The organism is Peribacillus sp. FSL M8-0224 (assembly GCF_038003055.1).
In the GTDB taxonomy this organism is placed as follows: Bacteria; Bacillota; Bacilli; order Bacillales; family DSM-1321; genus Peribacillus; species Peribacillus frigoritolerans.
In genome coordinates, this window is the sequence record NZ_JBBOOJ010000001.1 from 3,179,742 (window position 1) to 3,195,672 (window position 15,931).

Sequence of the window (15,931 nt, forward strand, 5' to 3'; positions counted from 1 at the left end):
ACCCTGATTGCCAGAGGGCAGCATGGAATCACGTATTCATTTGGCTTTTAATGAGCCAGGCTGCACCTATTACCCCTGCATCATTGCCTAGAGTGGCCAGGCTGATTTTCGTTGATTTACTAACCCGTTTGAATGCATACTTTTCGAATGCAGAACGAACGGTATCAAGCAAAATGTCTCCCGCTTGTGAAACGCCCCCGCCAATGACGATTTTATCTGGATTCATGACATTCCCAACATGTGATAGTGCCAGCCCCAAGTAATTGCCTACCTTATCCACCACAGCTTTGGACAAGGGATCACCTGCTGCAGCGCATTGGAATAACAGTTTGGAAGTAACCGTATTTCCCTCTTCTACTTTCTGCTGAAGCAATGACTTTTCATCGGCGGCATTCAAGGCTTCTAAAGCCATACGGACGATTCCCGTTGCCGAAGCAACCGTTTCCAAACAACCAGTCTTGCCGCAATTGCATGGTGCCCCTCCGTCCGTTACGACCGTTATATGCCCTACTTCCCCAGCAGCTCCACTGGTACCATGGACGATTTGGCCATTATGGATGATTCCGCCTCCTACACCCGTTCCGAGAGTGACACAAACAAGGTCTTTGGCTCCATTACCGGCACCTTTCCACATTTCTCCCAAAGCTGCCATATTTGCATCATTATCGATCACAGCTGGAAGAGCTGTCTCCACCTCCAATAAATCTTTTAAAGGATAGTCCTTCCAGCCAAGATTGACGGCTTCATATATGGAACCGTTAACAAATTTCACAGGACCGGGAGCACCCATTCCTATCCCTACTATCTTACTCTTCGGTTCATTAAGTTCCACGAGCTTCGCATCAATTGCTTTGGCTATGTTAATCGTAATGTATTTTCCCTTTTCGGAGATGTCCGTGCTGATTTCCCATTTATGAATGATCTCTCCGTATAAATTGATTAAAGCCAGTTTGGTAGTTGTACCGCCTAAATCCACACCCATCAGCCACTTTTCCATCATTCTCACCTTTTTTTATCAATTTTTTTTCTGTTTTTCCCTTTCAAGAGACAATTGCTGCCTGATTAAAAGAATCGCCATTTGATAATCTTTCGTATCCATCATCTGCATACGGTGGAGTTCCCTTATTTCGACCTCCATCAGTTCAAGCTCGGCTAAGCGATCGCCAATATAGATAAATGTACCAAATCTTTTCAAGTATTGTTGAAGATCATAATATGTTTTCATAGTAAACCTCTTTATTCTTTTCTTTAGGAAAGTATATCGAATCAGCACCTTTGTAACAAGCGCCCATTTCCTCTTTTGATAATTTCCCCATCCCCCTCATACATGTCCAACTGTATTCATATGATGAAATATCAAGAATGTGGACTCCTTTGATTTGATTTAACAGCTTAATGATTTTAAACCATTCATCACGCGTGAAAACGGAGGGGAAAAATGAAAGTACAATTGAAGTATACCGTCTTTTTGGTTTTAACCACCATTTTTGTCATCCTTTATTTATCAAATCATAAACGGACAGAGGAAACCATCATTTTTTTTCCCATCGATTCCTCGCTCCATTTTGAACATGCTTCCACCAACCTGACACCTAAAGGTACCGGGAATTCCACCTATACCATCACTTGGAGGGTGGATTCTACGTTGGATCAGCCTGCTTACTTACGTCAGGACGTATCGCTTTTATACAAAAATGGAAAATTGGCTGGAGCTTTAAAAAATTGGCGCCAAAATAAACAAGAACTCTCTCAAAAAGCGAAATATAAAGAATCCGAAAGTGGGCGTTATGAAGCTGTAACGTTTCATTATGCCGAGGTTCATCCAAGTGACACCATTTTCACCAGTGCCCAGCAGCTCAGTAAAGATAAACTCTATACAGTAACGACACCGGTTTTTCAATTTTTCCACCGCCCCCTTTCAGAAGAACAGATTCAGTGGAAAAAAACGCTGGACGGCTTGACAGATCAAACGGTTCGAAATGGTTTGGAGAAAGCCGGGGAAGCCTTTCAGGTTAATCTTGATCAGTACAAAATCATTTCTTTAACAGATCTGCCTTCAAAGAAAAATCAATGGCTTGCTGCCTTCCCCCAATTCAAACGGGAAGAAATTGTGGGAAAACTATGGGAAGGACTATACAAAAATTATGTGTTGGGAGTAAAAAAGGAGGATGGCTCCACTGTGAGTCCACAAGGTAGCACCATCCCCCTATTGCTTATGGCGAAGAATCAAAGGGAAATACTTGTCTTGTTTACCCTGAAAGACGGTACCCCAATCATGCTGCGTCAAAAGTTATAGTTGCTTTTCGATTTCTTCCAGTAGTTTAGTGTATGACTTATTATCCGGGGCAAGCTCAATAGCCTTATCAGCTTGCTCTTTAGCTTGACCGAATGATTCGAGATTCATGTAGACCAAGGCAAGATTGTAATGGGCTTCATGCAAATCCGGATTACTTTCAATCGCTTTTTCATAATAATCCCTGGCCTTGTTTATGTCCTTTTTATCAAAAGATAAATTTCCGAGCATAAAGAGCGATAGCGGTGCATCAGGATTTGACTCCACATATTTGAATAGCATCTCTTCCGCCTTATCCTCTTCATCATCATCAATATACTTTTGGGCCAGCATTGCCATGGTATTATCATCGATAGCTGCACTTTCCTGATGATTGAAACCAAATTGCAGCAGGGAATAGGTCAGTATTACCGTCCCGATCAGAAAAGCCAGCTGCCGAAAGATATTCCTGGATTTTGGCAGCTGTACCACTCCAGCAGCCAAAAACCCTCCGATCAAACCTCCGATATGCCCTGCATTGTCAATTCCCGAAACGGTGAAACCATATATTAAGTTAATGATGATTAACACGATCACCGATGAGCCCATCGAGCGCATGAATAATTTCGGATAGACGATGCCAAAGTACAGAAGTGCCCCAAAACAGCCAAAAATGGCTCCGCTCGCTCCTGCGGAAAGGTTCGGGGTCATGATGAAGCTGCCTAGGGTTCCAGCGAAACCAGCGAATATATAGATGAAAAGGAACCTGGCATTACCATAAATCCTTTCAACTTCAGCACCAATCAAATACAGCGAAAATGTATTCATCAGTAAATGAATGAACCCAATATGGACGATCATCGGTGTAAAGAACCGCCACCATTCCCCTTGGATGATATAAGGGGAAAATTTAGCGCCAAACTCAATCAAAGTCTTGGAATTGGTGCTGCCCCCATTAAACTCCATCAAGATGAACACTGCTATTTGTACCGCCATGAATATATATGTAAAGAATGGCTTATTGGCATTTTGGAATACCTTCTGTTCGGCCTTAGCCTTTTTGACTGACTCCGAGATGGCGTTCTTCTTTACTGTAAGAACCTTTTCCTCATCTATTTCATTTTCCTCAAGAACTTGAATTGAAAGTGGTTTTTTCAAAACATGTTCAAGGTTTTGCAACGAATCATGAAAGTTCTCACAAGTTAGAAGGAACGTGTTGACATTCGTTTTTTTAAAGGAGGCCACCCGTGAACTAAAGTCATGATCATCGACCGGGGCGAATTTACTAACATAGATACTTAATATGTTTATGGGCTTTTTGTATAATTTCCTTCTGATTCTTTCCCCATTCTGCAATGTTCGCTCGATATCGCGTTTCAGCCAATTAGCCCAATCCAAATCATGGCGGATGAGTCTTATGACTGGAAACTCCTTATTCTTATCGCTCTCAAGCCAAATCTCCTGATGGTTTTCCGTGACTGTGATCATTCGATAATCGTAATGGGCAGACAACTCCCTTATGGTTTCCCAAAAAAAATAATCCTCTTTAAATCCCAATGCCTTCCCCACTTTCCAATAAAACTTAAGCTTCTAAAATTCCTGTTCTTTAATTAAAACTATAGACGAAATCATGTAAAAAGTAAAAAAGGAGACTGTTTTCCCGCTCCTAAAAAATAAAAAAAGGAACCCCTGGTCAGGTTCCCTTTTCATGATGTCGGCATCCTCATTTGGTCTGAGTGAACATGCTTTGCATCATTTTATCCCTGAACATTGGCATATCCAAGGATTTAGTCACAAGAAATCTTCTCAATATGCCGTTGGACAGCGCAACATTTATCAGGCGGTACCGGTTTTTGTAACCTGCATAAACAGCTAAACCAACCAAGAAGATTTGAATAATTAATCGAAGCATAACAATCCCTCCTATCAATAGTGTGATACAGGATAGGATTTTTATGAGCTAAAAGTGATAATTAATGAACTTCTTCTTAATGGGCGTACGTGCGTATAACCCTGGATGGGGTAATGAGTTTGCCCACCGCTAGATCATGTACCTCTATCGGGAGCTCATCCGTTAATTGAAGCTCGTATGTAAGGGCCAATGTATCTCCTCGGTAATTAGATAGGAAACGGTCATAATAGCCCCCTCCAAAGCCTAGGCGAAACCCTTCCTTGTTAAAAGCAAGACCGGGTACGATCATGCGTCCAATTCCTCTTTGCAGGCCTTGGCTGTTTCAGCCACTGGTTCCAGCAATCCGTAATAAACAGACTCGAGCTGATTGAAGGACGAAATTTTTTTGAATTCCATTGTCTTTTTTTCGGGATCACATTTTGGTACAGCCACTACTTTTCCTTCGCTCCATGCTTGTTCGATGATCCGTACCGTTGGGACTTCAGGCGGAATGGAGATGGTGATGCCAATGGTATCAGCATTTTTCCATTCCTCCAATGCAAATAGGTTTTCAGCGATTCTGTTGGATAGTTCTTCATGTTCCTCTTTAGTCAGCTCCATTAAACGGGACCTAACTTCTTGACGGAGCTTATTCTTGTTTTCTCTCATCTCTTCCGACTCCTTTAGTCTACTTCTATCATTATCTCATAATATTTGTCCATTTACGAAAATACGTTGTCGGAACTCGCCGAATCATTCGTGCATTCTGGTGAAAATATTCACTAAAGGAAAGAGAGAAAAGAAGGACTTAAAGAAATGCATAAAAAAAACAACAGGAAAAATCCTGTTGCTTACTTTGTTTCACGGTGAGTCGTGCTGCGTTTTTCTCTTGAGCAGTATTTTTTAAGCTCAAGACGGTCTGGATTGTTACGTTTATTTTTTTTAGAAATATAGTTACGGTCTCCACATTCAGTGCAAGCTAATGTAATATTCACGCGCATTGTGTATTTCCCTCCAAACATATTGACATTTTCACATAGGACTTTTCTATAATATCATTATTCAATGCGAATTGCTAGTATTTTTTTCGGGAAATCCAACATAACTTTTTCGTATTCTTAATTGTTTATGTTTTGCATCGTCAGGAGGAGTTGATTATTTATAACTTTCGCTTCTTCTTTCGTTTCGGCATGAATGACCCAAGCCACAGCTTCCACACATTCTTTCGGTAAGATTTCCGTTTCTAGTGTAAACACACTGGTAACTTCCCCTTTGGCGAGCGGTGAATAAGCGAGCAGACCTTCTTTCAATGATTTGAAGCATCCTTCTTGATAAAGGCTTCCCTTACCTTGGATGCAATATTGAGAGATGCTTTTTCCTTTCACCAATCCACCCAATAAGGCAATCGATTGAGGGGCTACATGTAAAATCGCCCGTTCATTCGGGCTGTAAAAAGCCACCGCCTGCCTTTCGAAAGCGTTTTCATAGTGAAAAAACACTTTTGGGCGCTTGGTCTCGAATGAGGTATTCCTGATCGTGAACTTCGAAAAGGTCACCTGCCCTTGGGTATACGTCTGTGAAAGTGTCCGGATCTCTCCATTAGGATGACTCATCATATCCTCCTCAGGATACCAATCAAAACTCTCATCCATCCATAATCCAGCCTTTAATCCCTTACGAAATAATTCCTGGTTATCCTGTGGCATATAAGCGAATAGCGAATTCATATAATCATCCCTTCCCCTTCTTTTATCTTTATATTACTTATCGTTAGGCGCTGACAGTGAAACTATCCACTTTAAATTCTGCACACCATTTTCTTATAGGTTCGTTGATTTTTAACAATTCAAAATATTTCGTTTTTTCGATTTATTCTATCTTTATGTTAGCACTGAATTGGCTGATGGACAATAAACACATTTTGTCGAATTTTATGTACGTTATCTCTCAAAGGTTTTTTTCCCATTTTCATGCCTAATTTTTTTTCATCAACGACGGTCACATCGCTTTTCGACAATATTTGAAAAAAAACAGACAATAAATAAAGTTTACTGCCTACTTCCGAAAATATAAAAATATGAAAATCCCCAATTTTTTTCGAATATGTGTAAAATATAAGTATATTGTCGAAAATTAGCTTCTGAGGTGAAAACATGGAAACACTTATCGTCCTTCTTTTTTCATTAGCGATCGTCCTTCTCATCATTTCCTTTTTCGGTAAAGATAAAGTTGCCAAATTAGAAGAAGATTTAGAACAGATGACACTAACGTATATGCAGGATATCTACCAATTAAAGAAGAAGGTGAAGGTTCTTGAAGAGGAATTCGTTATCCAGGACGCCACTGTTCCCTCTGTAAAGGATCAATCATCTGTCACTTCCAATGATATCGAACCCATACATAAGATTCTAAAAAGCCAGGTTCTATCTTTATATAGTCAAGGTCTCACTTTGGACCAGATCGCTAGACAATCCTCGTTAACGAAGGAACAAACCATTTCAGTGATCGAGCAGCAAAGATTGCGGGGTGAATGAAAATGAACAAAGCAAGACTGCAAGGTCTTTCCGCCGGCATCATTTTTACAACAACAATCTTTGCTGCCTTTTATTATGGCACCGGAAAGTTCGAAGGCACCACTCCCACTGCGGAGGAAGCTAAGGAATTGCTCGTAAAGAAGGGATTCGTCGTTACACTTCCTACCGAGGAAGCTATAAAGACCGTCCAACCAAAGGATCCGGATAAGGTTCTAATGGAGAAGGAAGCTTCAAAAGAGGCACCTTCCATCGTTACCTATATAATTAAAGTGAAAACGAATATGACCACAGCCGAGATTGCCGATCGCCTTTCCAAGGAAAAAATCATCGATGATGCTGATGAATTTAAAGCTTACATGAATGACCGTTATTTCTCGAAAAAAATACAAATCGGCGAGTTTGTTGTTACGAATAATATGACATATAGACAATTGGCCAATACTTTGACACATTAATGAATAAGAGAGACTTTTAAATGGACGATGTCCGAGAAAAAGCCTCTCTTTTTTCAATTAGGATAGGTTCATTCATTCCTGCTGATATATCTCCCTCTTACAAGGAAATAAATATTCTCTGCGATATTCGTTGTATGGTCCGCTGTCCTTTCCAAATATCGAGCAATTAGGGAAAGCTGCGTAACCTGCTGAAGGTTTTTTTCATCTGAAAGGCGAAGGAGACTTCGAATCATTTCTCCATAAAAGCGATCAACCTCATCATCCATTTCAATGATTTCTCTTGAAAGAACAACATCTTCCTTCTCAAATGCTTCTATTGAAAGTCGAATCATCTTTAATGTAATATCATGCATCTGCTTTAATGGTGTTAAAGGCAGAATAAATGGCTGGTCACCGATTCGGATCGCCGATTTGGCGATATTCACACCAAAGTCCGCCATCCTTTCAATATCCGAGGCGATTTTTATGGCAGCAATGATACGCCTTAAATCAATCGCAACCGGCTGTTGCTTAGCAATCAGTAAAATCGCAAAGTCATTTATTTCCTCTTCCAGTAAATCAGCTATTGTATCATCATCAATAACTTCAAGAGCCTCATCTACATTATTGCTTTCCAGTGCGGCATATGATTTTGATATGGCACCTGAAGCTAAATTAGCCAACTTCACGATTTTCTCTTGCAGCTCTTTCAATTGAAGCTCGAAATTTTCACGAACGATCATTATCGCATCTCCTTTTCTCTTAACCGAAACGTCCGGTAATGTAATCTTCTGTTCTTTTATCATTCGGATTAGAGAAGATGGTATTTGTATCAGAATATTCGATGACTTCCCCATTTAAGAAGAAGGCTGTTCTATCAGAGATACGTGCTGCCTGCTGCATGTTATGGGTAACGATGATGATGCTGACATCCTTTTTCAGTTCCTGGACCAATTCTTCTATTTTCAACGTGGATATCGGATCAAGGGCAGAAGTAGGTTCATCCATTAGAATGACATCTGGTTCGATTGCCAAACATCTGGCAATACAAAGTCGCTGTTGCTGTCCACCTGAAAGCCCATATGCATTTTCATGCAGACGGTCTTTCACTTCATCCCAAATGGCTGCCCCTTTTAAACTCTTTTCAACTATCTCATCAAGAATTTTTTTATTTTTAATTCCATGGATCTTTGGTCCATATACAACATTTTCATAAATGGATTTAGGAAAGGGATTAGGCTTTTGGAAGACCATCCCCACCTGTGTCCTTAAATCTTCCACCTTATAGGACTGATTAAGGATATTCCGGTTCCTATATTTAATCTGTCCTGTCGTTTTCACATCCGGGACTAGTTCTATCATTCGGTTCAGTGTTTTAATGTAGGTGGATTTCCCACATCCTGAAGGCCCTATGATGGCCGTCACTTCATTTTGGTGCATATCCAGATTAATATTTTTCAAAGCATGGTTTTCTCCATACCATAAATTAAGATTGGATGTTTCATACACCTTTTCCGTCAAGGCAGCTGATCCGACATTATCGATTTCGATAGCCGGTGACTCTTTTTCTCTCGTTAAGGTCATATTCATGCTTCCTTCCTCCTATCAGTATCTTTTCTGGAATTTATTTCGAATTATAACCGCTATTGAATTCATGAATATTAACAGGATGAGTAAAACGATGATTCCCGCGGCAGCAACCTGCTGGAATTCCTCCTGCGGACGAGATGTCCAATTATAGATTTGCATTGGCAGCACTGTAAATGTATCCATGACCGTTTGAGGTAAAAAGGCGATGAACATTGGTATGCCAACCACCACCAATGGCGCCGTTTCACCGATTGCCCGTGACAAAGCAAGTATTCCTCCAGTTAAAATGCCAGGTATCGCAGCAGGCAGGACCACTTTCAAAATGGTTTGCCACTTTGTTGCACCCATTCCAAACGAAGCTTCCCTTAAATCACGAGGTACGGCACGTATGGCCTCCTGTGCAGAGACTATGATGACCGGGAGAACGAGTAGGCTCATGGTCAGGCCCGCTGCCAATATGGACCGGTCCAAGGCAAGAGCACGAACGAAAACCGTTAAGCCCAGTAGTCCAAATACTATTGACGGGACACCTGCCAGATTGGAAATATTCACTTTGATAAAAGTGGTGATCCAATTCTTCCTCGCATATTCCTCTAAATAAATGGCCGTTCCAACACCGAGGAGCAGGGAAACCGGGGCCACCACTACCATCAACCATATTGAACCGATCAGCGCTGCTTTTATACCAGCCTCTTCAGGTTTCCTGGAAGCGAAATTCTGAAGGAAATCCCCATTCAGACTACCAATTCCTTGAGTGAATATCCGATAAAATAAGATGGCCAATACGAGGAGGCCAACCAATGTTGCCAAGAAGAATAATCCTTTACAAATCGTGTTAACAGCAAGCCTAGCAGGCATTTTTTTTGCAACATGACTTTTGTTTATCAGTTTCATGACTTAATATTCCTCCCTGAACTTGCGAGAGATGAACTGCGCCAGTAAATTCATGACAAGCGTAAAGACGAACAGTGTCATTCCAACCGCATATATGCTGTAGTAAATCGTTGTCCCATACCCTGCATCTCCCGAACTGACCTGTACGATATAAGCGGTCATCGTTTGAATCGATGAAGTGACATCCATGCTCATATTTGGGGTCGAGCCACCGGCAACACTCACAATCATGGTTTCCCCGATCGCTCTGGATAAAGCAAGAACGATGGATGCCACAATTCCAGAAATGGCGGCTGGCAATACCACTTTAATTGTCGTTTCAAGTTTCGTTGCTCCTAAAGCATACGCACCTTCGCGAATCGACTTCGGCACTGATACTAGGGCATCTTCCGACAAAGAAGCTATCATCGGCATGATCATGATACCTACAACGATTCCAGGACTCAGTGCATTGAACATGTCAAGGGAAGGAAATAAATCCCGCAAAACCGGTGTTACAAAAGTTAAGGCAAAAAAGCCATAAACGATAGTAGGAATCCCAGCTAAAACTTCTAAAATCGGCTTGATGATTCTCCGTGTTTTCTCTGATGCATATTCACTCAAGAAAATGGCTGTTGCAAGTCCTACTGGAACTGCAACCACCGCTGCTATGACTGTTATCTTCAACGTTCCAACAATAAGGGGCATAATCCCATAGGAAGGTGAAGATGCAAATGGCAGCCACTTAGCTTCCGTAAAAAATTCGACGATGGATACTCTGTCAAAAAAGATGAATGTTTCAAAAATAAGGGTCAGGATGATCCCGATTGTAGTAAAAACGGAAATTGCCGCCGTAAGGAACAAAAGCTTAGGTATGACTTTTTCCATATTGATTTTTTTCTTACTTTTCTTTTCCAGAATCATTTGCTGTACAGAATAGGTTTCTGTTTTTCTAAGTTCCAACTTGCATCCTCCATTTCAGACACGCAATATTTGGATTTACAAGCTGTTACCCCCGCCTTAATCGAGTCAAGGCGGGATTTAAATAGCCTGTAATATCGTTTATTTTTCCAATTCTTTCAATTTATCAAGATCTTTCTGGTACTCTTCTTCCGGCAGGCTGATATAACCCACTTCTTCTGCAAGCTCTCCTGCATTTTCAATGACGAATTGAGTATAATCTGCAACTTGTTCTTTTTCAGCTACCGACTTATTAGCTACATATGTGTAAAGTGGACGTGACAATGGTGCATACTCCCCACTTTTAATCGTTTCATGCGTTGGCTCTACAGCACCTTTGCCGTTGTCGATGGAAATGATCTTTAACTTATCTTTATTTTCAGAGTAGTAGGCATAACCGAAGAATCCAATCGCATTTTTATCACCTTCTACACCTTGTACAAGAACGTTATCGTCTTCTGAAAGCGTAGCATTTTCCACCATTGGTTTTTCTTCAAGGATCACTTCATTGAAATAATCATATGTTCCTGAATCTGTTCCCGGAGAGTAGAATTTAATTTCTTCGTTCGGCCATTCAGGACGTATATCAGACCATTTCTTCACCTTTCCATTATCAATCCACAGTTTTTGAAGTTCTTCAACTGTTAGTGAATCGATGAAATCATTATCTTTATTGGCAACGATTGAAATACCGTCAAATGCCAGTTTCAATTCTGTATATTCAACACCCTTTTCATCAAGTAAGGCAGTTTCTTCTTCTTTCACCGGGCGGGATGCATTGGCTAGGTCCGTATCACCAGCGATGAATTTCTTGAATCCCCCACCTGTTCCTGACGATCCCACTGAAACCTTCACATCAGGCTGTGTAGCCATATATTCTTCCGCAACTGCCTCCATGATCGGAAAGACCGTTGAAGAACCATCCGTAATAACTTCGCCCTTGAGTTGATCTGAAGCCGCTTCATTTCCTTTACCGCTGTTTGAAGTATCATTAGATCCACATCCAGCTGTCACTGCGATTACTCCACCCATTACTGCGGTCATAGCCATAAATTTGAAACGTCTCATTTGTAAATCCCCCTAAGAATTTTATATGAATATTTTGTCCTACTCTCACATCATACTTTCAGACTGTAAATTCCGTTTAAAGCATTTGTAAATATTCAGTAAATAATTGTGTTTATTTTGTAAAGGTAGTCAAAGTCTTTAAATCACTCTTTTATTTTGTGCCTAAGGGGTGTTTACATGTGCGGGAAATTACTCCAACTGATGTAATTATAAATCTCTTCCATAAAGGGAAAGTGCAAATCTCGAGGCATACTGATAGCATCACTGAGCAATTTTATTTTATGAACAAAAAAACACGCTTTCTGGTTTAACCCAGAAGCGTGTTTTATAACTTTTTATTCATTTTCCTGACTATTTCTTATTTCAGCCTGCTCTTTTTGAACGTCTTTACCATTCTCCACCTTCAAATCGGTCGAGGTTTCGGTATTTTCCTTCTTAGCCCGTTCTTTTTTCAGTTCGAAATAAGTATCCATGATTTCTTCACCTATTTCTTTACTCATGCTATGGCCCGAATGTCCTTGATATGCCCACGGCACAACGACCGCAAAAGCGACCTCAGGATTTTTAGCTGGGGCATAACCAACAAGCGTGATGTTCATCGTTTCTTGGGGCTCGCTATAATTCATCCGGTTCGGGCCGTCATAGAATGCTTCCGCCGTCCCGGTTTTAGCTGCCACTGTATACGATTTATTCCCAAAGTAGGTATAGGCCGTTCCGCCTTGTTCCATCGCAACTTTCTCAAAACCGTTCTGAACACGTTCAACCCATTCTTCCTTCATATCAAGACGATTAAGGACAGTCGGTGAAACGTCTTCGGCAACAGGTCCCAATTCCTCATTATTATCAACCGGATCGCGGATTTCCTTAACCATATGCGGCTTCATGCGGTTACCGCCATTCGCAATCGCTGAAACATATTGCACGAGCTGCATCGGTGTGTACGTATCATACTGTCCGATAGCAAGGTCAAGCAGCTTACCTGGAGATACTTCGGAACCTTTGAATCCGCTCATTTCATTAGGAAGATCAATTCCCGTGCGGACACCCAAGCCAAATTGGGCAAATGAATTACGCATGGTCGAAAACGCGCCTGAACTAATGTTCAAAGGTTCATTCGGCACATAATGTGCACCTGCAATATTAATGGCCGTTCTGAACATATAAACGTTCGAAGATACCTTCAATGCGGTCAAATCATTTATGTTCCCGAAGTCACTATATGAACCTTTGGGCGGTGTACCTTTAATTCTCAACTTCGTATCGTAAAAGTACGTACCAGGCTGGATCGCACCTTGCTGATAACCGGTTAAAACCGTAGCACCTTTAACCGCAGAACCCATCGTATAGGAAGTCGTGATATTTCCTAATGCGAAGTCCTCAATGGAGGATTTCCCCGTTTTTGGGTCCTTCTCATATTTCTTGCCAGCCATCGTCAACACTTCCCCTGTATCGGGATCCATCATGACGACAAAGGCCCTGTCCAAGAATTTGGTGTTACCCATTTTTTTCTTGGCAATCAATTGCTTCTCAATGATTTCCTCAGTAGCAAGCTGTAAATCCATATCAACTGTCAATATAAGATCTTTTCCCCGTGAACCTTCAGAAATCACTTCAGAATCGACGACATTTCCTGATTTATCGGTCACATTCCTTACTTTCGCTTTCTGCCCTTGAAGGATATCTTCGTATTGCGCCTCAATATAACTCTTACCTACACGGTCATTCCGGCTGTAATCACGTGCGAGGTAGTAGTCCAGGCTTTCGCTAGGCAACCCTTCTTCAGATGAAGAAACTTTACCCAATACAGATTTAAGTGTTTTATTATATGTATAAAAACGGTCCCAATCTGTTGATATATCGACCCCTGGGAGCGAATCAAGGTTTTCACTCACCTTGGCGAATTCTTCTTTTGTTACTTCCTTGTTTTTCACAATTTGCGGGGTAAGGGCATATCCGCTTGCAAATTCCCTATAGATGGCAAGAACTTCAAGATCCTTTTTCGAAAGCTTTGTTTCTTCTTCAGTAATCCGATCAAGCTGAAGCTTATACAAATCACTTTCTTCCATCTCGCCCTCTTCCACTTTTTTCCGCTCTTTATCGGTAATCTTTTTCTCGGCCAGCTTTGGATTCTTCAAAATCCAAAAATCCTTTTTATCGCGTTCAGTCACTTTGTCCGTTTCCTTTTCGATCAACTTCGCGAGTTTCTCAGCCGTTTCCACCATTTCTGTTTGTTTCGTACCTTGCTTTCGTGTATATGTAATTGCATCCAGTGGTTGGTTATCGACCATAAGTTTTAAATTACGGTCATACATTTTCCCACGGGGCACCGAATTATTCACGGTCACTTCCTCTGTTCTTTCAATCTCACGCCGGTAATCATCACCATAAACAATCTGTACAACACCCAAGCGTAAAATTAAAGCGGAAAACAAAACAAACACTAAAAAGAAAAGAATATTCAATCTGAAAGGCACATGCGTCTTTTTCTTTTTCTTTTTATTCACACTAAGCCACACATCCTTTTTACATAGTCATAATAGATCCTATACTATTCTATAGAACATTTGTCTTTTTTTCTACCTTAGTGTTCTAGAAATATTAAACATCTAACGAACTTTACATAAAAAGTGACTTACGGCTCATAAATCCTACAACCGTAAGTCATGTATATTGAAAAGAGGCCTCTAAGGCCTCTTTTCAATCTTGGTCAATGATATCGATTTTCCGTACAAACCAATATATCACGGTATGCCCTGCCCCGACGATCAACAGATAAATCGGCAGTAATTGCTTTAGGTCGAATAACATGACGGAAAGTATGAATCCTGATATGGATACAATCCTTCCAATATGAACGAACAATTCCCGGACAACGATATATTCAATCCTCATTTCAGCTGCTTTCCAAGCCCGGCCTATAATATCATAGGTCAGTGATATATATGGGACCAAAAGAATAGGATAAGCGGTTGCGACAATTGCCCCATAAATGAGAAGCTTCCCGAATGTGATATCAAATGCAATCAATAAGACCCCTGCATACAACAGGATTCCTCCAATAAGTATCGCCTTTTTGCGCATCGGCTGTTTTATATATCGTGAAGCAAAAAAATACGCAACGAATGATATCGCCGAATTTAACAGACCATAGCTCCCTAAGGCAAGTTCACTATCCGTCTGAATGAAAACGGTAATCGAAATGATGAACATGAATGTGCCCTCTCGTATCCCTTGAAAAAAGTGAGCACGAGTGATCAAGAGCCAATTCCGATTATTTTTCCGTTCCTGCAATATCCTAAAGAAGCAGTACCTGCCATGAGCCGGACGTCTTTTTAACGAAAAGCTAAGAAAAACCGCAACGGAAAACAATAGCAAAGACAGCCCGAATACAATGGAATATCCCGTGAATTTCTCAAGCCTCGAAATGATGAACCCTGAAAGAATCGGACCGACCATTCCCCCAATGGATGATAAAATCCCTAAAAACCCATTGAAGAAATCCCTGGTTTCCGGTTCAGTTATTTCAAAAGTCAAGACATTATAGGCAAGCCAATAAAACCCATAACCGATTCCTAACAGTCCACCAAGCAACCAAAGGAAATCCGTTGCCCGTGTGCCGACCAATAGGACCGATAAATAAAACAGGGCCAAAAAGATAACACCCAGACGCAAAACAATGATTCGGTCAACCTTTTTCGCGAGCCTGCCGGCAAAGACAAAAGTAAGCGGTTGAAAAAGCACCACGGTTAGATTATATACGGCAATATCAACAATTTGACCGGATTGTTTCCACAAGTACACATTAACGAATGTATTGGATAAAGCAATACTTAGGCTGTACAGCCCGCCAATAAACAAAAGGAGGTGCAAATCCTTCTTCCCGCCCGCTTCACCCAACCATCTCTCTAAAATACCCATTGTTTTAACTCTCCTTTAAATTCCACTCTAGTGTTTGAAAAAACAAAAGAATTTATGTAAAAAAAGGTAAAGAAAACTCTTCGATTGGCGAAGACAGAGAAGTAGTTGCCCTTATACTGTTTTCCTTAAAATCTTTTCCCTTTAAATCAAGAACAGTATAAAGAAAACTCTTCGATTGGCGAGCCAGGATGGCGATGACAGAGAAGTAGTTGCCCTTATACTGTTTTCCTTAAAAGCTCTTCCTGATAAATCAAGAACAGTGTAAAGAAAACTCTTCGACTGGCTAGCCAGGATGGCGATGACAGAGAAGCAGTTGCCCTTATACTGTTTTCCTTCTGAACTTGAACAGTAACAGTATAAAGAAAACTCTTCGATTGGCGAAGACAGAGAA

18 protein-coding genes are annotated in these 15,931 nt (G+C 40.9%); 3 read left to right on the forward strand and 15 right to left on the reverse strand.

Annotated elements, in window-relative coordinates; genetic code table 11:
* Positions 1–28 precede the first annotated feature (28 nt).
* The gene (locus tag MKX49_RS15205; RefSeq protein ID WP_048682164.1) at positions 29–1,000 is read right to left on the reverse strand and encodes an ROK family glucokinase; all 972 of its coding nucleotides are present in this window, start codon (positions 998–1,000) and stop codon (positions 29–31) included.
* A 15-nt stretch (positions 1,001–1,015) separates the two neighbouring features.
* Positions 1,016–1,225 carry a YqgQ family protein gene (locus MKX49_RS15210; RefSeq protein WP_323598473.1) on the reverse strand — a complete coding sequence of 70 codons (210 nt, stop codon included), beginning with the start codon at positions 1,223–1,225 and terminating at the stop codon, positions 1,016–1,018.
* Between the two features lie 213 nt (positions 1,226–1,438).
* Between MKX49_RS15210 and MKX49_RS15215 the strand changes: the two genes are divergently transcribed.
* Entirely contained in the window at positions 1,439–2,296 is an 858-nt protein-coding gene (locus MKX49_RS15215) for a hypothetical protein (RefSeq protein WP_323598472.1), read from the forward strand.
* Here the strand turns inward: MKX49_RS15215 and MKX49_RS15220 are convergent.
* From MKX49_RS15220 to MKX49_RS15245, 6 genes are all read right to left on the reverse strand, one after another.
* Positions 2,291–3,829, reverse strand: a complete 1,539-nt coding sequence (locus tag MKX49_RS15220; protein ID WP_340876922.1) for a rhomboid family intramembrane serine protease — start codon at positions 3,827–3,829, stop codon at positions 2,291–2,293. The two genes, MKX49_RS15215 and MKX49_RS15220, sit on opposite strands and share 6 nt — an antisense overlap.
* Before the next feature lie 166 nt (positions 3,830–3,995).
* A complete protein-coding gene (locus MKX49_RS15225) occupies positions 3,996–4,184 on the reverse strand; it encodes a hypothetical protein (RefSeq protein WP_034308414.1) in 189 nt (62 codons plus the stop codon).
* Between the two features lie 76 nt (positions 4,185–4,260).
* Positions 4,261–4,473: a 5-formyltetrahydrofolate cyclo-ligase gene (locus MKX49_RS15230; protein ID WP_340876923.1), complete on the reverse strand. Its 213-nt coding sequence runs from the start codon at positions 4,471–4,473 to the stop codon at positions 4,261–4,263.
* Entirely contained in the window at positions 4,470–4,832 is a 363-nt protein-coding gene (locus tag MKX49_RS15235; protein ID WP_340876924.1) for a 5-formyltetrahydrofolate cyclo-ligase, read from the reverse strand. The genes MKX49_RS15230 and MKX49_RS15235 overlap by 4 nt, the downstream gene beginning before the upstream one ends.
* 182 nt (positions 4,833–5,014) lie before the next feature.
* Positions 5,015–5,164, reverse strand: coding sequence for a 50S ribosomal protein L33 (rpmG, locus tag MKX49_RS15240; RefSeq protein ID WP_028391797.1), 150 nt, complete (start codon positions 5,162–5,164; stop codon positions 5,015–5,017).
* A 117-nt stretch (positions 5,165–5,281) separates the two neighbouring features.
* Entirely contained in the window at positions 5,282–5,890 is a 609-nt protein-coding gene (locus tag MKX49_RS15245; protein ID WP_063594162.1) for a hypothetical protein, read from the reverse strand.
* Positions 5,891–6,316: 426 nt separating this feature from the next.
* On the opposite strand from MKX49_RS15245, the gene MKX49_RS15250 reads away from it, so the two are divergent.
* Complete coding sequence (locus tag MKX49_RS15250) at positions 6,317–6,697, forward strand: hypothetical protein (RefSeq protein WP_340876925.1); 381 nt, start codon at positions 6,317–6,319, stop codon at positions 6,695–6,697.
* A gap of 2 nt (positions 6,698–6,699) precedes the next feature.
* Positions 6,700–7,152 carry a hypothetical protein gene (locus MKX49_RS15255; RefSeq protein WP_340876926.1) on the forward strand — a complete coding sequence of 151 codons (453 nt, stop codon included), beginning with the start codon at positions 6,700–6,702 and terminating at the stop codon, positions 7,150–7,152.
* A gap of 68 nt (positions 7,153–7,220) precedes the next feature.
* On the opposite strand, the gene phoU is transcribed toward MKX49_RS15255, so the two are convergent.
* The 7 genes from phoU to MKX49_RS15290 all read right to left on the reverse strand — a co-directional run bounded on the left by phoU (position 7,221) and on the right by MKX49_RS15290 (position 15,540).
* The gene (phoU, locus tag MKX49_RS15260) at positions 7,221–7,874 is read right to left on the reverse strand and encodes a phosphate signaling complex protein PhoU (protein ID WP_048682139.1); all 654 of its coding nucleotides are present in this window, start codon (positions 7,872–7,874) and stop codon (positions 7,221–7,223) included.
* Positions 7,875–7,893: 19 nt separating this feature from the next.
* Positions 7,894–8,715: a phosphate ABC transporter ATP-binding protein PstB gene (gene pstB / locus MKX49_RS15265; RefSeq protein ID WP_340878552.1), complete on the reverse strand. Its 822-nt coding sequence runs from the start codon at positions 8,713–8,715 to the stop codon at positions 7,894–7,896.
* A 21-nt stretch (positions 8,716–8,736) separates the two neighbouring features.
* A complete protein-coding gene (gene pstA / locus MKX49_RS15270) occupies positions 8,737–9,615 on the reverse strand; it encodes a phosphate ABC transporter permease PstA (RefSeq protein WP_048682136.1) in 879 nt (292 codons plus the stop codon).
* Between the two features lie 3 nt (positions 9,616–9,618).
* Positions 9,619–10,518: a phosphate ABC transporter permease subunit PstC gene (gene pstC / locus MKX49_RS15275; protein ID WP_063595038.1), complete on the reverse strand. Its 900-nt coding sequence runs from the start codon at positions 10,516–10,518 to the stop codon at positions 9,619–9,621.
* 138 nt (positions 10,519–10,656) lie between these two features.
* Positions 10,657–11,622: a PstS family phosphate ABC transporter substrate-binding protein gene (locus MKX49_RS15280; RefSeq protein ID WP_063594168.1), complete on the reverse strand. Its 966-nt coding sequence runs from the start codon at positions 11,620–11,622 to the stop codon at positions 10,657–10,659.
* Between the two features lie 335 nt (positions 11,623–11,957).
* Complete coding sequence (locus MKX49_RS15285) at positions 11,958–14,126, reverse strand: peptidoglycan D,D-transpeptidase FtsI family protein (protein ID WP_340876927.1); 2,169 nt, start codon at positions 14,124–14,126, stop codon at positions 11,958–11,960.
* 193 nt (positions 14,127–14,319) lie between these two features.
* Positions 14,320–15,540, reverse strand: a complete 1,221-nt coding sequence (locus MKX49_RS15290; protein ID WP_063594170.1) for an MFS transporter — start codon at positions 15,538–15,540, stop codon at positions 14,320–14,322.
* Positions 15,541–15,931: the final 391 nt, after the last annotated feature.